Origin of the sequence: Flavobacterium degerlachei, from assembly GCF_900106645.1 — a bacterium.
Lineage (GTDB): Bacteria > Bacteroidota > Bacteroidia > Flavobacteriales > Flavobacteriaceae > Flavobacterium > Flavobacterium degerlachei.
On record NZ_FNMV01000011.1, the window covers coordinates 82,128 to 107,010 of the forward strand.

At 31.0% G+C, this 24,883-nt stretch carries 20 protein-coding genes, 1 tRNA gene and 1 pseudogene; 19 read left to right on the forward strand and 3 right to left on the reverse strand.

Annotation, left to right across the window (positions count from 1 at the left end):
* Window positions 1-42: 42 nt before the first annotated feature.
* On the reverse strand, window positions 43-435 hold the full coding sequence (locus BLV91_RS12075) for an START-like domain-containing protein (RefSeq protein WP_091433637.1): 393 nt from the start codon (window positions 433-435) through the stop codon (window positions 43-45).
* 155 nt (window positions 436-590) lie between these two features.
* Between BLV91_RS12075 and BLV91_RS12080 the strand changes: the two genes are divergently transcribed.
* The 19 genes and pseudogenes from BLV91_RS12080 (at window position 591) to BLV91_RS12170 (ending at window position 22,997) form a co-directional block, all read left to right on the forward strand.
* Window positions 591-664 (forward strand) — tRNA-Met (locus BLV91_RS12080).
* A gap of 52 nt (window positions 665-716) precedes the next feature.
* Window positions 717-2,090, forward strand: coding sequence for a tyrosine-type recombinase/integrase (locus BLV91_RS12085; RefSeq protein ID WP_091433639.1), 1,374 nt, complete (start codon window positions 717-719; stop codon window positions 2,088-2,090).
* A gap of 170 nt (window positions 2,091-2,260) precedes the next feature.
* On the forward strand, window positions 2,261-5,044 hold the full coding sequence (locus tag BLV91_RS12090) for a type I restriction endonuclease subunit R (RefSeq protein ID WP_091433641.1): 2,784 nt from the start codon (window positions 2,261-2,263) through the stop codon (window positions 5,042-5,044).
* A 10-nt stretch (window positions 5,045-5,054) separates the two neighbouring features.
* The gene (locus BLV91_RS12095; protein WP_091433643.1) at window positions 5,055-6,095 is read left to right on the forward strand and encodes a ComEC/Rec2 family competence protein; all 1,041 of its coding nucleotides are present in this window, start codon (window positions 5,055-5,057) and stop codon (window positions 6,093-6,095) included.
* 2 nt (window positions 6,096-6,097) lie between these two features.
* Entirely contained in the window at window positions 6,098-7,438 is a 1,341-nt protein-coding gene (locus BLV91_RS12100; protein ID WP_091433645.1) for an ABC-three component system protein, read from the forward strand.
* Entirely contained in the window at window positions 7,419-7,952 is a 534-nt protein-coding gene (locus tag BLV91_RS12105) for an ABC-three component system middle component 1 (protein WP_091433647.1), read from the forward strand. Before BLV91_RS12100 ends, BLV91_RS12105 begins: the two co-directional genes overlap by 20 nt.
* A complete protein-coding gene (locus BLV91_RS12110) occupies window positions 7,942-11,109 on the forward strand; it encodes an AAA family ATPase (RefSeq protein WP_091433649.1) in 3,168 nt (1,055 codons plus the stop codon). The genes BLV91_RS12105 and BLV91_RS12110 overlap by 11 nt, the downstream gene beginning before the upstream one ends.
* A complete protein-coding gene (locus tag BLV91_RS12115; protein ID WP_091433651.1) occupies window positions 11,109-12,350 on the forward strand; it encodes a restriction endonuclease subunit S in 1,242 nt (413 codons plus the stop codon). The genes BLV91_RS12110 and BLV91_RS12115 overlap by 1 nt, the downstream gene beginning before the upstream one ends.
* Window positions 12,351-12,367: 17 nt before the next feature.
* Window positions 12,368-13,657, forward strand: a complete 1,290-nt coding sequence (locus BLV91_RS12120) for a ComEC/Rec2 family competence protein (RefSeq protein WP_091433653.1) — start codon at window positions 12,368-12,370, stop codon at window positions 13,655-13,657.
* Between the two features lie 4 nt (window positions 13,658-13,661).
* Window positions 13,662-14,963: a patatin-like phospholipase family protein gene (locus BLV91_RS12125; protein ID WP_091433654.1), complete on the forward strand. Its 1,302-nt coding sequence runs from the start codon at window positions 13,662-13,664 to the stop codon at window positions 14,961-14,963.
* Between the two features lie 4 nt (window positions 14,964-14,967).
* Entirely contained in the window at window positions 14,968-15,972 is a 1,005-nt protein-coding gene (locus tag BLV91_RS12130; RefSeq protein ID WP_139262326.1) for a ComEC/Rec2 family competence protein, read from the forward strand.
* A gap of 15 nt (window positions 15,973-15,987) precedes the next feature.
* Window positions 15,988-17,481, forward strand: a pseudogene (locus tag BLV91_RS12135) (N-6 DNA methylase).
* Between the two features lie 24 nt (window positions 17,482-17,505).
* Window positions 17,506-18,246, forward strand: a complete 741-nt coding sequence (locus tag BLV91_RS12140; protein WP_091433657.1) for a phospholipase D family protein — start codon at window positions 17,506-17,508, stop codon at window positions 18,244-18,246.
* A 139-nt stretch (window positions 18,247-18,385) separates the two neighbouring features.
* Window positions 18,386-19,249: a phospholipase D-like domain-containing protein gene (locus BLV91_RS12145; protein ID WP_091433658.1), complete on the forward strand. Its 864-nt coding sequence runs from the start codon at window positions 18,386-18,388 to the stop codon at window positions 19,247-19,249.
* A gap of 574 nt (window positions 19,250-19,823) precedes the next feature.
* Window positions 19,824-20,120: a helix-turn-helix domain-containing protein gene (locus BLV91_RS12150; protein ID WP_091433659.1), complete on the forward strand. Its 297-nt coding sequence runs from the start codon at window positions 19,824-19,826 to the stop codon at window positions 20,118-20,120.
* Between the two features lie 2 nt (window positions 20,121-20,122).
* On the forward strand, window positions 20,123-20,617 hold the full coding sequence (locus BLV91_RS12155) for a hypothetical protein (RefSeq protein ID WP_091433660.1): 495 nt from the start codon (window positions 20,123-20,125) through the stop codon (window positions 20,615-20,617).
* A 67-nt stretch (window positions 20,618-20,684) separates the two neighbouring features.
* Complete coding sequence (locus BLV91_RS12160) at window positions 20,685-21,734, forward strand: AAA family ATPase (RefSeq protein ID WP_091433661.1); 1,050 nt, start codon at window positions 20,685-20,687, stop codon at window positions 21,732-21,734.
* Window positions 21,734-21,934 carry a hypothetical protein gene (locus BLV91_RS12165; RefSeq protein ID WP_091433662.1) on the forward strand — a complete coding sequence of 67 codons (201 nt, stop codon included), beginning with the start codon at window positions 21,734-21,736 and terminating at the stop codon, window positions 21,932-21,934. The genes BLV91_RS12160 and BLV91_RS12165 overlap by 1 nt, the downstream gene beginning before the upstream one ends.
* 61 nt (window positions 21,935-21,995) lie before the next feature.
* Window positions 21,996-22,997, forward strand: a complete 1,002-nt coding sequence (locus BLV91_RS12170) for a DUF6371 domain-containing protein (protein ID WP_262488620.1) — start codon at window positions 21,996-21,998, stop codon at window positions 22,995-22,997.
* Between the two features lie 12 nt (window positions 22,998-23,009).
* Here BLV91_RS12170 and BLV91_RS12175 read toward each other — a convergent pair whose 3' ends face one another.
* Both BLV91_RS12175 and BLV91_RS12180 read right to left on the reverse strand, forming a co-directional pair.
* Window positions 23,010-23,987: a nucleotidyl transferase AbiEii/AbiGii toxin family protein gene (locus BLV91_RS12175; RefSeq protein WP_091433743.1), complete on the reverse strand. Its 978-nt coding sequence runs from the start codon at window positions 23,985-23,987 to the stop codon at window positions 23,010-23,012.
* Entirely contained in the window at window positions 23,984-24,706 is a 723-nt protein-coding gene (locus tag BLV91_RS12180; RefSeq protein ID WP_091433664.1) for a DUF6088 family protein, read from the reverse strand. Before BLV91_RS12180 ends, BLV91_RS12175 begins: the two co-directional genes overlap by 4 nt.
* Window positions 24,707-24,883: the final 177 nt, after the last annotated feature.

The following is a 24,883-nucleotide window of genomic DNA, read 5'->3' on the forward strand; positions in this document are numbered from 1 at the left end:
AATTTTGTTCAGGGCAAAGGTAAGTTATAAAATACAATTTTACTATACAGATCCAATTAGATGTTTAAGGTCTGATATTTGATTTTCCCAAAGTAGAGAAGCTTCAGCAACCTCGTCTTCGTCTGCAAAATCAACTACCATTAAAGAAACATCTTTTGTTAGCTCATCCACTAAGATATGAAGCTCGAAAAAATACTCGGTATCCTTTCCATTACCGTCCACCCATTTAAATTTCACTTTTTCACCTGATTTTTTAGAAGCAAGTCTCGCTTTCTCCTCTGAATCATTCCAAATAAAAGTAAAAAATTCACCGCGCGAATTTACATTGTCCGCAAACCATTCTGATAAACCAGAAGGAGTTGAAATGTACTGATACAATAATTGCGGAGATGAATTGATGGGGAACTCTATTTCGTAACGTACTTTTTGATCCATGAGCTACATTTGTTTTTTTTTCGAATATATAGAATATAATGCCTAAAAAAAAACCTTTTTAAAAATATTTTTTTTTATTTCAAATTCGCTTGCACACTGAAATATTATTTTTATATTTGCAGCCGCGTTCAGGGACGGTTATCCTTAGAACATTTGGCGAGGTAGCTCAGTCGGTTAGAGCGCAGGATTCATAACCCTGAGGTCACGAGTTCAAATCTCGTTCTCGCTACAAACTTAAAGTTTTGAAAATCACGGATTAGTGTCAACTAATCCGTTTTTTTATGCCTAAACTTTTAGTACTTTTACAGAACGTACACGATTACGTACACGATTTGCCTATGAAATCTAACTACTCAGGACCTTACATCTATACTGGAAACGTAGACATAAAAGCATGGTCTACCCTATCGAAATTAGCAAAAGAAGAAGCATTATCGAAAGAATGGTATGTTTACTATTCCTTTCGAAATCCGAAAACAGGAAAACTAGTTCGTCAAACCAACATAAAAACAGGTGTCAATAGTCTTAAAACTAAACAAGAACGCTTTGCTAAATTGGCAACTATTCAAGACAACTTGCTGTTTTTATTAAAAAGAGGTTTTAACCCATATGCCGATAATTCCATATTAGAAGAAAAAACATTTCAAAAATTAGATGCTGAAATAAACGGTACCACAACTGCTCCCGTTGCTAAAGAAAAGAAGCATGAAAAGATTCCCGTACTAAAAGTACCGAAAACTAAAGTCGTAGTTGAAAACGAAAAATCCATCAAAGAAGCATTTCAATTTGGATTAAAAATCAAACAAAATGTTTTGGGTGCTACTTCCTATAGTGGTTTTCACGGAAGAATTAATCGTTTCCTTACTTGGCTTGATAAAAACGGAAGTAGTTCCGATAAAATATCAACTTTAGAAAAAAAAACCTTTATCAATTATTTAAACTATGTATTAGAAAATACTAGTGCAAGTAATCGAAATAATACGAGGACTGATTTAAGTGCTCTTGTCCAAACATTAGTAGATAATGAGCTAATGAATGACAATTATGTCAAAAGCATCAACGTACTTAAATCAGCACCTGAAAGAAACAAAACTTATTCAGTAACACAAGAAAAGGACATTCTAGAATATATAGAACAGAATGACGCTATCCTATTATTGTACATTCAATTCATAACTTATAATTTCCTAAGACCTGTTGAAGTAAACAGACTTAAAATAGGTGATTTAGACTTAGAAGGAAAAAAACTTTTTGTTCGAGCCAAAAATAAGGCAGTCAAAGTTAAAATTATCCCTCAAAAAATAATTGACTTACTTCCTGATTTATCCAATATGGATCCTAATCATTATTTATTTACTCCAACAGCTATTGGAGCAGAATGGAAAGCAGAAGAAAACAATAGAAGAGATAACTTTTCTAAAAAATTCAAATTGGTTAAAGACCATTTTAAACTGAATAAGGATTATGGTTTGTATAGCTTTAGACATACTGCCATTACAAACCTTTATAGAGAAATTCGAAAAACAAAAACATCTCACGAAGCCAAAAGTATACTAATGGGAATAACTGGGCACCAAACTATTGAAGCCCTAGAAAAATACCTTCGTGATATTGATGCAGAATTACCTGATGATTATTCTCACTTGTTGCGATAAAAACTGAGATACTTCATCTCTTTTTACAAAATGTGGTTTCCCGTAAAAGCCCTTGAATAATTTGCAGTATCATTGCTATAAAGAATATTCGTACTTAAAAACTCAGTTTCGAATGTAAAAGCCAACAATTTTTCTATCTTTAAACCTGATTAAAAGCGCCAATTCATTTAATGCTCAACCAAAACCCCGAACAAATCGCCAGAGATAATATCGACAAACAGTTGATGGCTTGTGGGTGGATTATTCAGGATAAGAAAAGAATCAACTTAGCCGCTGGTTTGGGAATTGCCATTCGTGAATACCAAACTGATATAGGCCCAGCGGATTACGTTTTGTTTGTTGACAAAAACGCGGTTGGAATTATTGAAGCCAAACGAGAAGAAGAAGGCATTCATTTGACTTCTGTCGAAGAACAATCATCTCAGTACGCCAATGCGAAACTCCGGTTATTAAATAACGATCCCTTGCCGTTTGTGTATGAAAGTACGGGTGAAGTGACTCGCTTTACCGATTATAGAGATCCAAAACCACGTTCTCGAAATGTATTTACCTTTCACCGTCCAGAAACTTTCTTCCAATGGTCAAAAGAAACCAAAACACTTCGAGCGCGTTTACATGATATTCCTGTTCTGCCTATTGACGGTTTGCGAGATTGTCAAATTACGGCCATTACCAATTTAGAGCAATCTTTCAAAGAACAAAAACCAAAAGCCTTGATCCAGATGGCAACGGGTTCAGGTAAAACTTTTACAGCGATTTCATTTGTATATCGCTTGCTGAAATATGCAAAAGCCAAACGCATTCTGTTTTTGGTTGATACCAAAAACTTAGGCGAACAAGCCGAAGGCGAATTCCGTTCTTATACCGCCAGCGAAGACAATCGGTTATTTACAGAATTGTATGGCGTCACTCGTTTAAGTAGTTCGTTTATTCCTGACGACAGTCAGGTATATATCAGTACCATTCAACGGATGTATTCCATTTTGAAAGAGACAGACTTAGACGAAAGTGCCGAAGAAGAAAACCCGAACGAAAGAACTTTCGAAGTCAAAACGGCTGTTCCTGTAGGCTATAATGAGAAAGTGCCTATTGAGTTCTTTGACTTCGTAGTTATTGATGAATGCCATCGTAGCATTTACAATTTATGGAAACAAGTATTAGACTATTTTGATGTATTTCAAATAGGACTTACGGCAACTCCTGACAACAGAACCTTTGGTTATTTTAACCAAAACTTAGTTTGTGATTATGGTTATGAAAAAGCCGTTATTGATGGTGTTTTGGTACCTTATAACGTGTTTACGGTAGAAACCCAAATTACCAAAGAAGGCAGCGTAATCAAACTGGGCGAAAAAGTAGACAAACGAAAAAGACTCACCCGCAAGAAATTCTGGGAAGCCATAGATGAAGACGAAGTCTACACTGGAAAACAATTAGACAATGATATTGTAAATCCAAGTACCATTCGTACCATAATTAGGGCAGTCAAAGACAATTTACCGGCTATGTTTCCCGATCGTGTGGATGAAAACGGTATTTTTGAAGTACCAAAACTATTGGTATTTGCTAAAACTGATTCCCATGCCGAAGACATTATTGAAATAGTACGCGAGGAATTTGGAGAAGAAAATAAATTCTGCAAAAAGATAACCTATAAAAGTGAGGAAGACCCAAAATCAGTCTTGCAGCAATTCCGTAACGATTATTACCCACGTATTGCGGTAACGGTAGATATGATTGCCACAGGAACGGACATACGCCCGCTAGAAGTCTTGCTGTTTATGCGAGATGTAAAAAGCCGTTCTTATTACGAACAAATGAAAGGCCGTGGTACCAGAACCTGTTCTGTAGAAGAATTGAGAGCTAAGGGAACCCCTTCGGCCAAATTTAGCAAAGACCATTTTGTGATTATTGATGCAATTGGTGTCGAGAATTCTCAAAAAACCGATAGCCGACCTTTAGAAAAAGCACCAGGTGTTTCATTGAAAGATGTCTTGGCGAATGTGGCGATGGGAAACACTTCCGAGGATATGTTGACTACGCTTGCCAATCGTTTGATTCGTTTGGAACGCCAACTGTCCGAAAAAGACAAACTCAAGTTTGCCGAGCAAGCCAATGGTTTTACGATCAATCATATTGTAAAACAATTGCTGCATGCCTATGATCCAGATGCGATTGAAAAAATTGAACAAAAGACCAAAGGCGCTATGCGAGGATTTCCTCCTATAGATATTGATGCGGCTATAGCCAAAGGCAAACAGCAGTTGATAGAAGATGCCGTTGCTGTTTTTCATAATCCAGATTTACGTGATTTCATTGTGGATATCCGCAAAAAATACGACCAGATTATTGATGTGGTCAATATGGATACGATTACCAATATAGGCTGGGTCAAAGACCAAGACGAAGCGGCCACAACCACCATAACCGATTTTAAGAACTGGATAGAAAACCACAAAGATGAAATTACCGCCTTACAGATTTTCTATGCCCAGGACTACCGCCACCGTACTTTTACCTATAAAATGATAAAAGACCTGAGCGAAAAACTAAAAACCGAAAAACCATTATTGGCACCATTAACCGTTTGGCGTGCGTATGAACAACTGGAAAAAACCAATGGCTCGACGAAAAGCGAATTGATAGCTTTGGTTTCCCTAATACGCCGCGTTGCGGGTATAGACAGTATTGTAACAAGCTACGACAAAACAGTAGACAAAAATTTTCAAGATTGGGTGTTCAAGAAACAAGCGGGAACCTTAAAGTTTACAGATCCCCAAATGCAATGGTTGCGCATGATGAAAGACTATGTAGCCAATAGTTTCAGTATAGACCGAGACGATTTTGATTTAAGCCCATTTAATGCAGAAGGCGGATTAAGCAAAATGTGGGCATTGTTTGGCGAAGAAATGGATGCAATCATTAATGAATTAAATGAAGTTTTAGCGGCTTAAACTAATTATTATGAAAATTAAATTTTTACAAGCATTTAATGGAGACTCAATATTAGTTTCTTTTAAAGACATTAAAGGAAAGAATCGAAATATTTTAATTGATGGAGGAACTCCTAGGACTTATCAAAGATTCTTAAAGGCTGAACTTGACAATTTATTTGAAAGGGAATGTATTGATTTGTTAATAGTTACACACATAGATGACGATCATATTGGGGGTATTAAAGAATTATATCAAGATACTAAATTTGACAGGAGTTTTATAAAAGAGGTATGGTTTAATTCAGGTAATTTACTCTCAGATTATTTCAAAGAAGATAGAGACAAAACGAGAGAAGTAAATATTATTATGGATGATCAAACAGATATGAGTGTTGATCAAGGTATAACATTAGAAAATTCATTAATAAAGGAAGGAAAATGGAAACAGACTCTAATTAAAGTTTCTGAAGAGCCATTCTTGATCTATGGATCACGAATTACAATACTTTCCCCATCTGAAATAGGATTAAAAAAGTTACATAAAAAATGGGAAACTGAAATTGATAAAAAAGTTAACATGTCAAATGAACATGATGATTTTTTGACACCTATTTCTGAATTAGTGGAAAGAAATTTTACTCAAGATAGAGCGGTTCCAAATGGAAGTTCAATAGCCATACTTTTTGAGAATACAGAGGGCAAAGCATTATTACTTGGAGATTCACACCCATCGGTAGTAATTGACTCCCTAAAAAAACTTGGCTATAGTGATCAAAATAAGTTAAAGGTAGATGTTGTAAAAGTCTCTCATCATGCGAGCAAGGGGAACACCAAAAAAGAATTATTATCTTTAATCGAATGTGAAAAATATGTAATAAGTACAGATGGTAGTAAGCATGGGCTACCTGACAAAGAAGCTATCGCCAGAATTATAGAACATAATCCTAATTGCAAATTATATTTTAACTACGACGATTATTCAAATAACTTATTTCTTACCGAAGACTTCGAAAAGTTTAAATTTGAAATCTGCTCTTTATCCCAAATGAATTACACAATAGAATTATAAATATGCCATCTATAGAAGATAAATTAAGATTTTTTGCTGTAAAAGTTAATAACGGTAGTGGCGTTATTTTTCAACCAAATACGACTGAATACACATATATCCTTTCGGTTAAACATAATGTTGAAAAAGAAGACAAATCAATTTTGGACATTGGAGACATTATTGTTAAAAGAAATAATGAAGAAATTGTAGTTGTAAATCAAGCTATTGCCCATGAAAATTTAGATTTAATAATATTAATAGTTCCATATATAGGAAATCCAAACTTTATTTTAACTACATCTGAACCTATAAGAGATGAAGAATTGAATATTTTTGGATATCCTGATTATCTAAAAACTCAATTAATTAAAACAACTAATTTAGTTTGTAAATGTGGATTAGCTCAAGTGCCAAATATATCTTATGAAATTACAAGTAATAACCCTATGTATTCATTTAATCGTGGAGCTCAACAAAATGTAATTGGTTTTTCTGGGAGTGGTATTTTTAAAATTAATGGAGAAAACTTAATATTAAAAGGGATTTTCCCCAGATTAAATGATCCTGAAGGAGCACATAGTAAAATAAATGGACTTTATATTGCGGGTTTAAATGAAATAATAAGAAAGAATGGCCTTCTTGAATTGTTACCAGATTATATGTGTAATTTTTCTTTTTTAAAAAATGATGCTTTTGCCTTGCAAGCTGGTTTCGCAAGCTCAAACATTGAATTTACCAAAAACTTTCTTATAAGTAAAACCCAAGATGTTATTAACAGTACATTAACCCCAAATGAGATTAAGAATTTATTTAAAAATAGATTAGTTTTATTCAATCAAGATGAAAGTTTTTTGCAATCTAGAGGAATATGGATTCTGTGGCTGGAGTTTCTTACGATATTAAATATTGTAAAAAAAGAGAATTACACTATTGAAAAAATTAAAGAAATATTTAATAATATCCGACTAATTTCTGTTGATGGTGATGGTGATTGGTCAGACCAATTAACCAATATGGTATACTCTGATTACCGAGGTTTAAAAAAGGATGGCATTGTAATAATAGGTATATCTAAACCACCTGCTGACGATGAAACTTACATTTTAGACAAAAGGATTCCACACATAGCTAACGCTATTAAAGATAATAAAAAGTCACACGATAGAGGGTTATTACAGATAGACGATGGGATTAGTTTTCCTCTAGAAGATTATAAATTTATTCATATTGAATATTTTAAAAAAAAGTCAATTATAAAAAAACATGCTCAATATGCTGATATTTTAGATGACGATGTATTACTACAAAAATTGATTATTGAGTATAAAATCCTAATAGAAGATGAGCAAAAATATAATTGAAATTTTAAAAGAAAACTTTTCACAACAGGAATTTGAACTATATCAAGGAACTTATGGAGGGTCAATCAATGCTTTTTTTATAAAAAGCGATAGTGAAAAAGTATTAAGTGAAACTTGGGAGAAAATACGAAATATGATTGGAGTATACTTTCAATCGAAACTTGAATCTGAATTTGATGTTTGGAATATTTATCTATTTTATATAACCTCAGACGTTAGCAAAGAGGTAAAGCATCGAATTGAACACGATACAATTTCTAGTCGAAAAATTGTTGTGAATGACCAAAAGGCAATGAGTAGTTCTGACTTCAAAGATTATCTGTTTTCAGAACACATAACTAATATAAATTTGAATGTTAATCTTTCAAGTAAAGTAAGTCCTAAGTTTTCAAAGAATAAAATTTTATCAGGAATTATAGATAAGATAGATCTTGTAAAGGCAAAAAAAAATAAAGAAGATTTTTTTGGAGAAGCACTAGAACAAATTGAAAAATCACTGACAGATGAAGTTTAAAAAAGTAGAAATACAAGCTTTTAGAGCTTATGAAGAGATTGCTAATGGAACTTTTGATTTCAATATTTCAAAAGACGATCAAGAAGTAACAGCAGACTTTGTTTCAATTTTCGCACCAAATGGTTTTGGAAAAACATCATTTTATGATGCTGTAGAATATGGTCTTACTGATAGCATTGATAGATTTTTAAAGAATGTAAAATTAAATAAGGAGGCTGCCAAGTCAGAAAGACAACTCAATCTAAATCAAAAGGGTCAATATCTTTTGAGAAATAAATATGCCCCTGACAGTTTAGATACCGAAATAAATATTCATTTTACAGATTCTACCATACCATCCATAAAAAAGAAAATAGATAAAGCCAATAGAAAAGGTACGGTGGATTTTCATTTTACTGAAAGTCGAGTACAAAACAAATATTTTCAATCAGTTATATTGTCACAGGATTGGATTGATGCTTTTTTAAAAGTTGAAGATCCATCTGCTCGATATGATAAATTCATGAGCTATTTTGGAGATAAGAAGTTAGATGATTATTATAAAAAAATAATCGAACTAATAAATCAGAACAATAAAACAATTAACGACATTAAAGAAAAATTAACTGGAGTTCAACAAATATTAGATTTCTCAGGAGATAAGGACATTCTTAAAAAGGTCAATGATAAAATCGTTGAATTGAATACCTTAGGTGATAAAATTAATCCTATACTGGAAACTTACAGCGAAACTGATTCATTTAATCTATCTAATTTCATTTCAGAGAGATTGAATGACATCAATTTCAAAAATAAGAAACAGGAGGAACTTTTAGCGTTTATTGCCAGTGTTTTTTCTGAAAGTACAGATGTAGTCGGTATTGAAAATTATTTTAATTCAAAAATTGATTTTGTAAAATCGGATAATGTTCTGATAGAGTTACAAAATATTCTAGAAAATTTTAAAAAGAAAGACAAATCAATTAATGAGTTAAATCAGATTACTAAAAATCAGAAACAATTAATTTTAGAAAAAGAAAAGATTGAAGGTGTTTTTAACCATTTCTCGGATTATATTCAAATTAACGATGAAGTTTTAAAAATTGAAGAGCAAATTACAAAAGAAAGTGAAAAGGAAACTGAAATAGAAAAAGAGGTTTTAAATTTAAGAATTCTTGAATCTGATCAAAAAAGTAAGCTTGAAAACCTTAATAATCAAATCAATGATCTAGAATTAAATATTGAGAACCTCCCTCAATTGAATAAAACATATAATGATAACACCATTAAATCTGTTGATCTAAAAAACAAAATCGACAGTGAGGAATTAAAACTTAAACCTTTACTACAATCCAGACTAGATTTGGAATTAGAAATTAAAGAATTAGATAACGCTGTCAAAAATATTGAGAAAAAACTGTACCCTTCAATCAACGAAAAACTTTTTTTTGATTCCAAAGATTTAATACTCGAAATTGAAGGAAACGAAAAAGATCTCAAAGAAAGATCAAAAAGTCTTGAGCTGATTAATGTACAAATTAAAGAACAAGAGAACTTAAATAAAGATATTGCCACATTCATTTTAAAAGGAGCAGAGATAATTGATAAAACTCAAGAATCAACTTGTCCACTTTGCAACTTTGAATATACTTCTTTTAAAGAACTTTCACTTCGTGTTGCTAATAATAATTTATTATCAGATCTTTTATCATCACTAGCAAAGCAACGTACTGATATTGAAGTTCAAATTGATTCAATATCGGAATTACTAAAAGAAAATATTAAAAAAATCACTAATTCATTAAATAAAAATCTAGCAGAAAAAACAGAAGTATTATCAAAACTTTCAATAAATATCATAGATATTGAAATTTCTAAAAAAAGCTTAACTACAGCATTTGATGAGTTAAAGCAAAGTTTGCAGAAATTCAATCTTATGTTAGCTGGTGTTTCTTATGGGGAATTTACTAAAGCAAATGAAGATCAGTTACTTACTCTTAAAAAAGAATTATCCATTCATAATCAGGAAATTGAAAAAAGCACATTAGCTTTAAATTCTAAAATTGCAGAACTTGAAATTATTGAAAATAGAATTAAAACATTTGGAATATCAATACTCGAATTAAAAGAGAAAGAAGTTTATATAAAAATCACAGAGTATTATAAATTTGAATTTCCTAATCAAAAAATAGAGCTAAACTTATTAGAGAAGCAACTAATAACTGTTACCGATCTCGTAGTATCGAATATAACACAAATTGATGAGCTCCAGAAAAGTATTACAGATTTAGACGAAATACTCAAAAAGTACACTAAAGAATCCGTTGATAAAGAAGTTTTAACAAAAACAGAAGAAAAAAACAGTTTAGTAAATAAAATTCTGTCATTTGAACTTGATATTAAATCAAAATTAGAACTTGATGCTAATGGATTTGATAAGGAATCTTTAATAAAACAATTAAACGAAAAAAGAGATAGTATAAGAATGACATTTGAAAACAATGAGCAAAAAATAAAAAATTATAATTTGCTCATTGATCTGAAGAAAAATGTAGAACCATATTTAAAATATGAACGAGCAAAAAAAACCGAAGGAGAACTAAAACGAAGAAAATCATTTCTTGAAAAGAAAATAAAAAAAGAATTAGAAAAAGAAAAAAATGCAGTTTCAAGCTATCTCAGTGAACAAATTAAATCTTTTTTTTATGAAGATATTATCAATGATATATATCGTCGAATAGATCCTCATCCTGATTACAAAAAGATAAAATTTATTTGTGATTTTAAAGATGATAAACCAAAATTAAATGTCTATTTACTAAAAGACGAACTATCTGATGATCCCATAATTCCAAACTTGTATTTTAGTGCTGCTCAATTAAACATTCTAAGTCTTAGCATCTTTTTAGCCAAAGCTTTAAATGCAAAAGACAATAAAGATAATCCGATAGACTGTATTTTCATAGACGATCCAATCCAATCAATGGATAGTATAAATATATTGTCTACAATTGATTTATTCAGAAGTATCATGGTAAATCATAACAAGCAAATCATACTATCAACTCATGATGAAAACTTTCATAATCTTTTGCAAAAGAAAATGCCCTCAGATTTATTCAAATCAAAATTCATGGAATTAGAAACTTTTGGAAAAGTCAAAACAGTTTATACATAATGCAAAATAAATCATCAAAAAACTGGAAATATAAAAGATTAGGTGATATGTTCACTTTTGTTGGAGGTGGTACACCTAGAAAAACCCAATCAGATTACTGGAATGGTAGTTTAAATTGGGCATCAGTTAAAGATGTAAAAGGTAACATTCTTAAATCTACTAAAGATTTTATAACTGAAAAAGGCTTGAAAAATAGTGCTTCAAATCTTGCAGAAAAGAATGATGTGATTTTAATAACAAGGATTTTACCAGGGAGATCAATAATCACAAATATTCACACTGCAATTAATCAAGATTTAAAAATTGCTAAACCAAAATTTGAAACTACTTCAAAATTTATCTACTATTTTTTTAGTGCAATTGAAAGAGATTGTATCAAAAAATCTAGTGGAACAACGGTACTAGGAATTACTTTAAATAATTTGAATGAATTATTAATTCCTGATTTATCACTTGAAGAACAAAACTCTATAGTCTCCAAAATAGAAGAACTATTTAGCGAGTTAGACAAAGGCATCGAGGATTTAAAAATCGCACAACTGCAACTCAAAACCTATAGACAAAGTGTGTTGAAATATGCTTTTGAAGGGAAGTTGACGAATAAAAAAGTTAAAGATGTTGTATTGCCGAAAGGGTGGAAAGTTGCAAAATTAAGTGAAGTCTCATCTTTAATTACAAAAGGGGCATCTCCAAAATGGCAAGGAATAAATTATACTCAGGATAACTCCCAAGTGCTTTTCATTACTAGTGAAAATGTTAGAGAAAATTATATTGATATCTCAAAACCAAAATATCTTGAATTGGCCTTTAATGAAAAACAAAAAAGATCTATACTCCAATATGGTGACATATTAATTAATATTGTTGGCGCATCAATTGGTAGAGCAGCCATTTTTAATTTAAAAATAAATTCTAATATTAATCAAGCAGTTTCAATTGTGAGATTGAATAATGAAACTGACAAACATTATATTTCATATTTTTTAAATTCAAATAAAGCGTTTAGCTATTATAATTTAAATAAGGTAGATGTTGCAAGAGCAAATTTAAGTCTTGCCGATATAGGAAATATTGAATTTTGGTTACCTACTCTCCAAGAACAACAAAAAATTGTCCAAGAAATAGAAAGCCGTTTGAGTGTTGCCGATAAAATGGAGGAAAGTATTGCACAAAGCCTACAACAAGCCGAGGTGTTAAGACAGAGTATCTTGAAAAAGGCGTTTAGTGGGGAGTTGGTTTAAAAATAAATAAAATAAAAATGTTAAATTCAAATTTCAAGTTCCATCCAGTAGGTCAAGGGAGTTTTTACACAGGGCACTTAAAATTATATAATAAAAGTCATAAAGAATTTAATTTTGTTTATGATTGTGGTAGCTTAAGTGACAGGAACAACATAAACGAATCTATTAAATATTATAAGAAAAGACTTTGGCATAATTCTTTAGATGTTCTATTTATATCACATTTAGATGATGACCATATAAATGGAGTAAAAGACTTACTAGATGGCATAAGATGCGAAAATATTTATTTACCCTATTTAACTCCTTTTGAAAGACTCTTTGTTGCTATTACACATAATCTTAGAGATGTTGATAATTTTAACGATTTTATTAATTTCGTAATTAGTCCCTCTGATTACATTCTATCCATAGAAGGAGCTAATATTGGAAAAATAAACTATATAAAGGGAAACTCTGAAAATGATTTACCTCATGATAAAGCTCCCGAAAAACCTTTAAATCCTGATAATTTTGATAATGAATTTATTGACAACCTTGAGATACTACTCAAAAGTGAATTCAATGAAGAAATTTTAAAATTAACTAAAGATCAAAAAATAGTTTTTAAAAAAGCCAATGGAAAATTAAAGTTTGGAATTGTATGGGAGTTTTATCTTTATAATGAACCTGGAACGACTAATCAAACAGACAATTTTATTGAATCAATTGAAAAAATCTACGGTTTCAGAGTTAATGAACAATTAACACAAGCTGAATTAAATACAATTTTAAGTGCTAGAGATAATTTAAAAAAACTAAAAATCAAATTTAGAAACACTTTTAAAAATTTGAATAAAACAGGACTAATTGTCCAACACAAACCACTGGCTCATAAGCAATCCTTTTTACATAAAGAAGAAAGTTTTCATTCTAATATTGAACATTATTTTAATCCTTTTTATAGAAGATTGAAACGGTTTCACTTTAAAAATATCGACCCAATTGAATACAATTGGGGAGTAACGCTATTAACGGGTGATATTGGATTAAACCAAATTGAAAATTCTTTTTATGTTAAAAATCATTTGAATTATGTTCTGGTTTTCCAAGTTCCACATCATGGTTCAAATACTGGCTGGAATAGAGACTTCCTTAGAAATTTAAATCATAAAGGCAAGACATCTGCAATTATCAATTTTGGTTACGGAAATACTTATGGCCATCCTAAACCTAATATCCTTCTAGATTTAGACAGCGACAATTTCGATATAAGATTTTGTAATCAATTTGAAAGTTTTGAATACACGATAGATTTAATGTTTTAAAATTATGAAAAACAATAAAAAAATAGGATTGAGTCTATCTGGAGGAGGATATAGAGCAACAATATATCATTTAGGAACGCTTAGAAAACTTAAAGAAATGAATTTACTCGATAAAGTGGATGTTATTTCTACTATATCTGGTGGTTCAATTACTGGAGCTTATTATGGATTAAAAGGTGAAAAATTTGAAGAGTTTGATAAGGGTTTAATTAATATAGTAAAGAAAAGTATAATCAGAGGAATCTATTTTTCATTTCGGTTTATCTGTATAATTATTACTTTACTATTAATTTTAGGATTGATTGTATTTCTTTTATTTACTAAATATGCTTGGATTTCAACACCTTTATTATTAATTACAGTTTTTATAATAATTGTATTTCAGTATAGTATTTTCCCAGTTAGTCATATAATAAATAGACTATATTCAAAATGGTTTTTTGAAGGTAAAACATTAAAAGATTTTAATATAGCACCAATTATTGCAATCAATGCAACAAATGTCGAAACAGGAAGGCCTTTTACGTTTTCTAAAAACAAAATGAGTGATTCAAGTTATGAATATCCTACTAATGGAGAAACTCCTATAAAATTTAAACAAGATAATTTCCCAATATCATTAGCTGTTGCATCTTCAACTTGTGTTCCTTTTGCATTTACACCTATTTATATTGAAAAAAAATTCTATCACAATGAAAATGACTTTTCCAGAATTAAACCTTGTTTAGTTGATGGTGGTGTTTATGATAATCAAGGAGTTCATAAATTAACTCATGGAAACAGTTCTTATGTATGTGACATAGTTATAGTAAGTGATGCTGGAGATTTGATGCCAAAGATAAATTCATTTAATAATGTAATTCAACTTTTAGTAAGAACCAGTGATATTTTCATGAATCGAATTAAAAATTATCAAATGATACAGCATGTTTTTGATAATTACAAATTCAATAAAAAACCAATCGCATACCAATCTTTAGGTTGGGATTTTGATAGTTGCATAAAAGGCTTTATGGATAACCTTAAAAAAGGAGCTATTATAGATGATGTCATTGATGCTCATGAGATTTCTAGATCAGAAATAGAAAATAAAGAATGGGAATTAATTCAAAATAAGCTTGAAGAAAGGATTCATTACAATGTGATAAAATCGAAGCAACCAACTAAAGATGAATTAAACATAGCTAGGTCTGTTTCAACCAATCTAAAATCACTACAAGATTTTCAAATTAACAATTTAATAAAACAAGCCGCATGTTTAACAGAAATACAAATAAAACTGTATTGTCCAATTTTAATAGATTAATCTTATGCGGTACGAAATAGAAATGCTTAATGTAGGTAATGCTGATGCAATTATTCTAAGATATTTTAATAATGAAGGCCACGAATATGTTGTAGTTATTGATGCAGGTAATAAAAAAGATGGTATAAAAGTAGCTGAACAAATTAATGCTTTTACAAATCAAAAATATATTGATTTAGCCATATGCAGCCATCCAGATAGCGATCATATCGGAGGTTTCTTTTATTTAGTTGAAAATATAAGAATTGATGAGTTTTGGATTCATGACCCAGCTAAACATGTTGATATAAGTGAAATTAGAAAATCAATTAGTCTAGCAAAATTGACAAAGAGCATGAGTAAAATTACAGAATCGATTGATAATAATATTAACTTATTAGAAGTAATAAGAAGAAAAGGCATATCACACAAAGAGCCTTTTACAGGAGTTAATCACAATCAAATTCCATTAACTGTTTTAGGGCCTTCAATCCTTTTTTATGAAAGTTTAATTAAAAATTTTAGAGATGTTAAACAATTATTTGAAGAAGAAAATAGATTAGAATATGATGATAAAGAAGTATATGAAAATGATATTGAATATTTATTTGAATCTTTATCATTAACATTAGATGAAGATGATGATAAATCCTCTGAAAATAATAGTAGTACAATCATTGCATTTCATCCAGAAAATAATAAAAAATATTTATTTACAGCAGATACAGGTCCAATGGCATTACAAGAAGTTGTTGATAATAATTTTGAATGGACAAAAAATTTGGATTGGCTTGATGTTCCTCATCATGGAAGTAAAAAAAACTTAAATTCATCATTAATTCATCATTTTTCACCAAAAGTTGCTTTTATTTCAGGAAAAGGTAAAAGGAAATATCCAAGTCAAGCAGTTGTTAAAGCTTTAAAAAAAGTAGGTACTCTAGTTTATTCTACATCGAAATCGAATAGTAATATAATTCACAAAGAAGGGTTTGATTTTAGACCAGGATATGAAACAGCACAACAATATTAGATTAAACACAAAATTATGAGCAAAGATAATTCAGCAAACACCTCAAGCATAGTTAGTAAAGTATGGGCGTTTTGTCAAACCCTTAGAGACGATGGGGTGGGCTATGGTGACTACTTGGAGCAATTGACCTATTTGTTATTCCTAAAAATGGCAGACGAATACAGCAAACCACCACACAATAGAGAAATGCCTATTCCTGCTGAGTTTGCATGGGAAACCTTGACTACCAAAAGTGGTACAGAGCTAGAGTTGCATTACAACATTATGCTACGGGAATTGGCCAAAGAAAAAGGAATCTTGGGGCAAATTTTTGTAAAAAGTCAAAACAAAATACAAGACCCCGCTAAATTGTATAAACTCATTGCCCTCATCAATGCCGAGAACTGGATCTTGATGGGCGTGAAAGACAAGGGCGATATCTATGAAGGCTTATTAGAAAAGAACGCCGAGGATACTAAAAGTGGTGCTGGGCAGTACTTCACTCCTCGTCCATTAATCAAAGCGATGGTAGAATGCTTGCGTCCGGAACCCTTAAAAACTATTGCAGATCCAGCTTGTGGTACTGGAGGTTTTTTCTTGGCCGCTTATGACTGGATAGTTGATAATCGCGATTTAGACAAAGAAGCGAAACAATTCTTGAAATACGAAACCTTTTTCGGGAATGAGATTGTCGCCAGTACAAGACGATTAGCACTGATGAATTTGTTTTTGCACAATATTGGCGATATAGATTAAGCTAACTTTATTTCTCCTAATGATTCCTTGATTACTGCCTCAGCAGTACGTTATGATTATATCTTGGCTAATCCGCCTTTCGGTAAAAAGAGCAGCATGACTTTTACCAATGCTGAGGGCGAACAGGAGAAAGAAGACTTGACCTATAACCGTCAGGACTTTTGGGTAACGACAAGTAACAAACAGTTAAACTTTGTGCAACACATCCGCTCCATGCTTAAAACAACCGGAATGGCTGCAGTAGTCTTGCCAGATAATGTTTTGTTTGAAGGTGGCGTAGGTGAAACGGTCCGTAAAAAGTTGTTAGAAACTACCGATTTACATACTATCCTTCGTTTACCAACAGGTATTTTCTATGCCAATGGCGTAAAAGCGAACGTATTATTTTTTGATGCAAAACCATCGAGTAAAGACGTTTGGACTAAGGAAACTTGGGTCTATGACTACAGAACAAATGTGCATCATACCTTGAAGAAAAATCCTTTAAAACTAAATGATCTAAAAGATTTCATAAAACTCTACAGCCCGGAGAACAGGCACAAACGTGCGGAGACCTACACTGCAGGGACCAATCCTGAAGGACGTTGGAGAAAGTTTACTTACGAGGAAATCATTGCAAGAGATAAAACTAGTTTAGACATCACTTGGCTAAAAGACAAATCCCTAGCTGATTTGGACAACCTACCGGATCCTGATGTTTTGGCTTTGGAAATCGTGGAAAATATCGAAGCGAGTTTAGATAGTTTTAGAGCGATTATAGCTTCGTTAAAATAGAAATTAAAAAACATCATATTTACAATGGCGAAATTTTTAAATACAACTGGTGTATCTTATCATTTAGAAGAACTCATTAAAGGAACAAAAGAGAGATTAATTCTTATCAGCCCCTACTTACAGTTCTCCGAAAGAATTAAAGAACATCTTAGTAATTTGAATATTCAAAAAAGGGACATTAGAATTGTTTACAGAGAAAACAAGCTTCAATATGAAGAGAACAACTGGTTAGAAAGCCAAATTGGAATTCGCACAAGTCTCTGTAAAACCCTTCATGCTAAATGCTATATAAACGAAAATGAAGCAATCATTACTTCAATGAATTTGTATGCATTTTCTCAACAAAATAACAATGAAATGGGAATATATATTTCCAAGAAAGAAGATACAGACTTGTATAATGCGACACTTGAAGAAGCTCAACGTCTATTGACGATAAGTGAAGAATTTAGAGTGACAGTCAAAAAAGTCACTCCAGATACACTACCAAGAATAGAAAAAAAAGTTGCGGAAACAAAACCATCCAATATTAAATTATCAAGAAAGAATACCGGTTTTTGCATCAGAACTGGCGTTGCAATTCCGTTCAATATAGAAAAGCCAATGGGACTTGACTCTTATAAATCTTGGAGTAAATACAGCGATCCAGAATATGCAGAAAAATTTTGTCATTTCTCAGGTGAGTCATCAAAAGGTAGTACTTGTGTGAACCGACCGATACTTAAAAATAATTGGAAAAAAGCAAAGGAACTATTTGACTTATAATGTTTTAATTGGTTGTTTAGTGCTATTTCGTTGAGTATAAATACAGCGACCCTAAAGAATCTTCATGGCACGTTTTTATGAAATGATTATATTGTTAAAAAGGAAAAATAATTACAGAACTGATTAAACATTTAAATAAATGAAGTTTATTCCAATCATGGAAATATCAGGTCAAATAATGACTTTGATAGAAGATGCAGAAAAGAGTTTGATAATAGTGTCCCCCTATATTGAAATAGCCAAATGGGAAAAATTAAAAAAGTGTTTACAGAGAGCTGTCGACAGAGGAGTAAGCATCATAATATATACACGAGAATATGCTAAACAAAATTTGGATCCATTAAGGGCATTTAAGGTAAAGATAATTTTAGTTAAAGATTTACATTCCAAGATATATCTAAATGATGCTTATGGAATCGTTTCTTCTCAAAATTTATATCATTATTCAGATATCAATTCTATAGATTTCGCATACAAGACTGAAACCGATGAGGAGAGAAATCAACTAGTTAATTTGATAAATAAATATTTAGCGAACTCGAAACCTATTGAACAATATATTATTGCGTCAAAAACGGAAGTTGGTAATGAGATTGTTGTTGAAAAAGAAGAAGGCACAAATGTTTTTCCTTTAAAAGATATCGATTTGGAAAAAATTAAAGAATGGTTCCATGATAAATTTCCCGAAATTAAAATGAATAGTACTAAGCAATATGTTTATTGCAATAAACTATTAGCTTGTGGTGACGTCATGTTGAGAGAAGGGTTTGAGATTCGATTTTCTTATGGTATTAAAAATCAAGATCAATATATAAAAGCAATACAAACACTTAATTTCGAAAATAATAATTATAAATATGAGAAAACTTTAGTAACAAATAATTCTCAAGCCCCTTATTTAATTTATGTGCCACAAGAAGTTACTGATATTCAAAAGTTAATTTATGATTATATTTTTATAGCCAAAACGATTATCGATAAAACTAGAAATATTAAGATTTAAATTATATTTTACAATAAATAAAATAGTGAAGCCCGAGACTCATATAAAGCTAATAGATTCCAAAAAGCGGAATATCCATACCTAGAAAAAGAAAATCAAAAGTTTTCTAATTCTAGAAATAACAGTAGCCAAAATGATGAGTATGGTTACTGTATTAGAACAGGTATAAAAATTCCATTTGACACTCAAAAACCTTATTCTTATGAGGCCTATCAAACTTGGGCGATATTTGAGAACTGGAATTACAGAGAAAATTATTGTCATAAAACTGGGAGAGAATCTAATGGAAGGACTTCAATGGCTATCCCAATTTTGAAAAAATAATCTCTAATGAATCCGTAATATAAAACTGTATTTAAATAAAAAAATCATACCTAGAAGCACTTTTAGTATGATTTTTTTATTTAATGAAGTATATTCAATCTAATAATAAAAAAATAATCCGACCGAATCCGACCGAATCCAACAGAAACTAACAGAATCCGACAGAATCCGACAGAATCCGACAGAATCCGAACTACCATATTTTGAGTTTTTTAATATTTGCATTAAGTAATTTTAAATAAGCTTAATCATGAAAACACAAGATTTTTTACAATCCTTTGAGAACCTCAAATCAGAAGTTCAAGACATCAAAATATTACAACAAAGAGTCCTACTTTATTTAGAACGCCCTGACGGCAGCAAAAAGGAAAATCCTTCCTACATAGAGGAACGAATTTCGGTTAAGGAAACCTGCCAAATTTTAGCATGCTCTGAAGTCACGCTCTGGAAACTTCGTAAGGACGGGACATTACCCTACACTCAACACAAAAGGACCATTCGATTCAAAAAAATTGATATCATAAATTATCTAAACCAAAAAAGATAGTTATGAAATCAGTTACTCTTAACCTGCGTATTTCTCAAAAATTGAGAGATAGGCTAATCGATGATTCCCATGAAAAAGGCATTACACTATCTGATAATTCAAGGGAGATACTTACCGCTTACTGCAAAGCAAAAAATAGTGATGAAATTGACAATCAAACATTATATGACATCCGTTTTTATAATAGTAGTGAATTCATTTACCTTATCTTTTGGATGTTTGAAAAAATTAGATCCCCAAAACATTTTGGGCCTAAAACTGAATTGGAAGATCTAAAAAAAATTGTATTACAAGTTGTAACAAATAAGTTTTTCCCTCCAGACTTGAAACAAGAATTCGAAAAAGTACTTATTGATATTCAAAGAGTAACTAATGAATTTGATTCAGAAAACAATCAATTTAAGTTTAGCCAACTCTGTACTGAAGAAGTTTTTGACTATTCAATCTTGACAGACTTTATTAGAAATAAGGCATTTGAAAACAGAATCTATTTGTAGTACAGTTTGCATTACAGTTTGTGATACAAAGTGTAACACAAACTGTAATGCGCCAAAAACATAACATATGAACACTAAAATCAGACCAATATCAGACCATACAGATGTATTAAAAAAAGAACTTGAAGCCGATTTAAACAATTCTGGAATAACAACCACAAATCCTTCCAACTGTTTCAAAATAAAACCAATTAATGAATGGATAGAGGACGCAAAAAACCGTCCAATCCCAAATATGCTTTTTAGTGAGCTATGGTATGAAAATGAAACCTGCATATTATTTGCCGACACTAATCTGGGTAAATCCATTTTGGCGTTACAAATGTCAAATGCCTTGAGTAAAGGAATTGCTATTTTTGGTTTTAAAATGGAAATACTAGCTCAAAAGGTATTGTATTTTGATTTTGAACTATCAGACAAACAAGTAGAAAACAGATACTCCAACCAATATTCTGAACATTATGTTTTCAGTCCAAATTTACTTCGGGTAGAAATAAATCCTGAACAAGATATTCCTGCCGAATTTAAAGATTTTGATGATTACTTATGTCACTCGTTAGAACTTGCAATTGTTGAACATGACGCCAAAATTATCGTCATAGACAATTTAACTTATTTAAAAACGGATACAGAAAAAGCAAAAGATGCTTTACCACTGATGAAATTTTTAAATAGTATTAAGAAGAAATACAACCTTTCAATATTAGTGTTAGCTCATACTCCGAAACGTGATGCTTCGAAAGCACTAACTAAAAATGATCTTTCTGGGAGCAAAATGTTAATGAACTTTTGTGACAGTTGTTTTGCTATTGGTGAAAGCGCACAAGAAACAAGATTGAGGTACATCAAACAAATTAAGCAACGAAATACAGAATTGATATATGACACCCAAAATATAATTGTGTGCAAAATTGAGAAGGACACTAATTTCTTAGAGTTCGTTTTTATGGGTTATGAGAATGAATTGGACCATTTAAAACCAAGAAACAACGAAGAACAGTTTAATGAAATTTTGGAACTAAAAAAACAAGGTTTACCCAACACTCAGATTGCTGAAAAACTAGGAATAAGTGAAGGCACAGTTCGAAACAAAATAAAAAAATCTGAAAACGCATAATGACAGCAGAACTAACATATCAAATAATAATGACGCTTCCTGAAAACGAGCGTGTATTACTATTCGATAAGTTAGAACCACAAATGAAAAAATTTGACATAGGCAGATTACTCTCAGATGATAATCAAAAATTAATAGAAAAAAGAGAAATGATTGAATTCTTAATCCGTACTCAATTCAGCAAATTTAAGAAGTCGTAACACTCGTAATATTCGTAACCTCTACGAAAATTACGAGCGCTACGAATTATAAAATAAAAAAATGTATAAATATTCTCTTGATAAATCCAGTAAAAAATTTATTTGCCCAAATTGTAGTAAAAAAAAATTTGTGAAATATGTTGACAATGAAAACAATGCGTATTTAGAAGACGGATCCGGTCGATGTGACAATGATAGCAGCTGTAAGCATCATCAATACCCTAATAAAAATTGTGTGATTTCCGAATTTATAAAACCAATAATCACAAGACAAGCCTCTACTTTACAATCTGATTTATTGGTTTTATGCGGCAGGAATTTTAATGAAAATAATTTGATTCAATTTTTGAAAATTTATTTTTCAGAAGAAGAGGTTCAGTCGGTTATTTTGCAATACAGACTTGGAACATCAAGGCATTGGCTTGGTTCAACAATTTTTTGGCAAATCAATCCTCAAAATAAAATAATGACGGGGAAAGTGATGCTTTTTAATATTAAAACAGGCAAAAGAATAAAAAAACCGTTTAACCATATTCACTGGGTTCATAGACTTTTAAAGTTAAATGATTATGTCTTACAGCAGTGTCTATTTGGTTTGCATATAATCAACGAATCGACGAAAAATAAAATTGCCATAGTAGAGTCAGAAAAGACCGCTTTGATCATGAGCTTATTCTTGCCAGATTATATTTGGATGGCAACAGGCAGTAAAAGTAATTTTAAAAAAGAAATGCTTTTACCTTTAAAAAATCATCCTATTTTGGCTTATCCAGATAAATCAGAATATGATGATTGGAACAAAATAACATTAGAACTACAAAAAGAAGGCTTTGAAATTAGATGCAGTCGCTATATTGAGGATAAAAATGTACCGGATGGAACTGATTTAGCTGACATTTATCTTGAAAGCAGAACGAACGATTCTACTAGAGTTCAAAAACAACTCACTAAAACAGAAATTGAGGTTAATAGACTAGCAAAAATTAACCCTACAATTATTAACCTTATTAGAACTTTTGATTTACTGGATAATGAGCATAATGAGATTATGAATATTGATTGATAAAAGCAACTCTTACACTTCTATTTCCCAAATTACAGTTCTTAAACGTTCTTTAATCATTTTTAAAGTATTTTGAACAAGATTTTCATTTGGTAAATCTCCATAAACCAAATTTTTAAAATCAGTCGTATAAGTTACTTTTAACTCATTCCAAACCGAATCCAATTCTTTAAAAACAACCGCATCAACAGGATGATTCACCAACCATTTATTATTATTTTTAAAACTTATCACATCATCACTGGCTACTGTCAGTAACATTTTTTCGAACTCCGATGAATGAAAAAAATCAAACAATTCTTTTTGTTGTAATAATTGATGTAAGTCATAAGCATGCCTTATTTTTTTCTTTAAATCTTCAATAGGGTACTCCGAATAGGAAAACCGAACAAGGCTCATTATTTTTTCACAAAGAGTCCTTACAGATTCTAATACCAATACTTCAAAAGGGAGTAATCCATTTTGTTTAGCAATTTCAGTTTGTCCATTATTAATCATCATATTCCCTATATAAGAATTAACATTCTTTGTCGTATAAGGTTCAAAATAACCCAACCAAGTAGCCTCTATAATGATTACATCTCTAACTTGTCCGTAATTACCATTAAATTCTTTTGCATAAGTATGTGCCGTTTTCCGGTTCATTCCCATTTTATGAGTTACTTCCTCTACCATAACTTCCGGTAATACTGTATTTATAACTTCACTAATTTTTTTAATTTTATTCGTTAGCTTATTATTAGTTTCACCATCATGTCTCAATACAACAAGGTCAATATCTTCCGAAAATCGTTCTATCAAATTAAAACATTTTGAAAGAGCAGTTCCTCCTTTAAATATAGTGTGCTTACCAATTTCATTATGAAAAATCGTATGCAAAGCAAAAGTAACCCAGTAATCTTTTTCAATATATATTTCTGGAATATTCATTTGTTGAGCCGTAAACCGAACTGCTTGCCTGAAAAGTAGTTTATTCTCGTGTAGTTTCATATAATATTCCATTTTTCAGTTTGAGTCAATACTTTATCAACAGGTAATTTATATTTGGTAACAGGGTTTAATGTCTTATAAAGCGAATCAGACAGAATCTTTTCATTTAATTCATCTAACATTGCTCCCAAAAGGGCTTTTGTTGCTGGTGGATATTTAAGAGCCAAACGAACCATTGTACTTTTGTCCTTTTCCGATAAATCTTTTAGAATTGCTAATAATCGTTTACACGAAAATGCAGGATTACTATCTGGTATTTTCTTAATGTAACGAATAGCATCTAACAATTGTAACAAAGGGATATTTTCCTTGGTAATATTGTTCTTTTGTTTGATAAATGAAATCATATAACGTTCCCGTTTAAAAGCAGAACGAATTTCATTTTTACCTATTTGAATTGTATTACTAACTTGAGTCGTAAGTCCTAATTGATTATACACACTATAACCAGTTAAATACCCCGCTAGTTTCCCATCACTTTCCATCAAGTCCTTTACAATTTGAGCTTGATTAGGTTCCAATTTACCAAAAGGAGTACTTTCAGGTTTATAATACTTGCCCTTAGAAAGCTTTGCTATTTTCCCTGATTTAGTCATTCTATTGAGTGCTTTAATAACTGCTTCTTTTTTATTCACCTCAGTAACAAAGTCAGCATAGGTGAATATGTAGCCTTTAGGAAGTCTATCAATTGTAACCGATATACATTCAGATGTTTTCATAGATTATTAATACTACAAATATAAATAATTTGTCCAGTTTATTTTACAAAAAACTGGACATTTTTAAAATAAATTTGGATAATTCCGCAATGGTTAATACCTTTAAACTTGTTTAAAGGTATTAACCATTGCATAAATATTGCATAATTCCGTCTTATTACAATCAATTTAGACCGA

What these genes read in the sequence shown, in the direction of transcription:
- BLV91_RS12075 (WP_091433637.1), bottom strand. Translation starts at nt 435, where the DNA reads ATGGATCAAAAAGTACGTTACGAAATAGAGTTCCCCATCAATTCATCT.
- BLV91_RS12085 (WP_091433639.1), top strand. Translation starts at nt 717, where the DNA reads ATGCCTAAACTTTTAGTACTTTTACAGAACGTACACGATTACGTACAC.
- BLV91_RS12090 (WP_091433641.1), top strand. Translation starts at nt 2,261, where the DNA reads ATGCTCAACCAAAACCCCGAACAAATCGCCAGAGATAATATCGACAAA.
- BLV91_RS12095 (WP_091433643.1), top strand. Translation starts at nt 5,055, where the DNA reads ATGAAAATTAAATTTTTACAAGCATTTAATGGAGACTCAATATTAGTT.
- BLV91_RS12100 (WP_091433645.1), top strand. Translation starts at nt 6,098, where the DNA reads ATGCCATCTATAGAAGATAAATTAAGATTTTTTGCTGTAAAAGTTAAT.
- BLV91_RS12105 (WP_091433647.1), top strand. Translation starts at nt 7,419, where the DNA reads ATGAGCAAAAATATAATTGAAATTTTAAAAGAAAACTTTTCACAACAG.
- BLV91_RS12110 (WP_091433649.1), top strand. Translation starts at nt 7,942, where the DNA reads ATGAAGTTTAAAAAAGTAGAAATACAAGCTTTTAGAGCTTATGAAGAG.
- BLV91_RS12115 (WP_091433651.1), top strand. Translation starts at nt 11,109, where the DNA reads ATGCAAAATAAATCATCAAAAAACTGGAAATATAAAAGATTAGGTGAT.
- BLV91_RS12120 (WP_091433653.1), top strand. Translation starts at nt 12,368, where the DNA reads ATGTTAAATTCAAATTTCAAGTTCCATCCAGTAGGTCAAGGGAGTTTT.
- BLV91_RS12125 (WP_091433654.1), top strand. Translation starts at nt 13,662, where the DNA reads ATGAAAAACAATAAAAAAATAGGATTGAGTCTATCTGGAGGAGGATAT.
- BLV91_RS12130 (WP_139262326.1), top strand. Translation starts at nt 14,968, where the DNA reads ATGCGGTACGAAATAGAAATGCTTAATGTAGGTAATGCTGATGCAATT.
- BLV91_RS12140 (WP_091433657.1), top strand. Translation starts at nt 17,506, where the DNA reads ATGGCGAAATTTTTAAATACAACTGGTGTATCTTATCATTTAGAAGAA.
- BLV91_RS12145 (WP_091433658.1), top strand. Translation starts at nt 18,386, where the DNA reads ATGAAGTTTATTCCAATCATGGAAATATCAGGTCAAATAATGACTTTG.
- BLV91_RS12150 (WP_091433659.1), top strand. Translation starts at nt 19,824, where the DNA reads ATGAAAACACAAGATTTTTTACAATCCTTTGAGAACCTCAAATCAGAA.
- BLV91_RS12155 (WP_091433660.1), top strand. Translation starts at nt 20,123, where the DNA reads ATGAAATCAGTTACTCTTAACCTGCGTATTTCTCAAAAATTGAGAGAT.
- BLV91_RS12160 (WP_091433661.1), top strand. Translation starts at nt 20,685, where the DNA reads ATGAACACTAAAATCAGACCAATATCAGACCATACAGATGTATTAAAA.
- BLV91_RS12165 (WP_091433662.1), top strand. Translation starts at nt 21,734, where the DNA reads ATGACAGCAGAACTAACATATCAAATAATAATGACGCTTCCTGAAAAC.
- BLV91_RS12170 (WP_262488620.1), top strand. Translation starts at nt 21,996, where the DNA reads ATGTATAAATATTCTCTTGATAAATCCAGTAAAAAATTTATTTGCCCA.
- BLV91_RS12175 (WP_091433743.1), bottom strand. Translation starts at nt 23,987, where the DNA reads ATGAAACTACACGAGAATAAACTACTTTTCAGGCAAGCAGTTCGGTTT.
- BLV91_RS12180 (WP_091433664.1), bottom strand. Translation starts at nt 24,706, where the DNA reads ATGAAAACATCTGAATGTATATCGGTTACAATTGATAGACTTCCTAAA.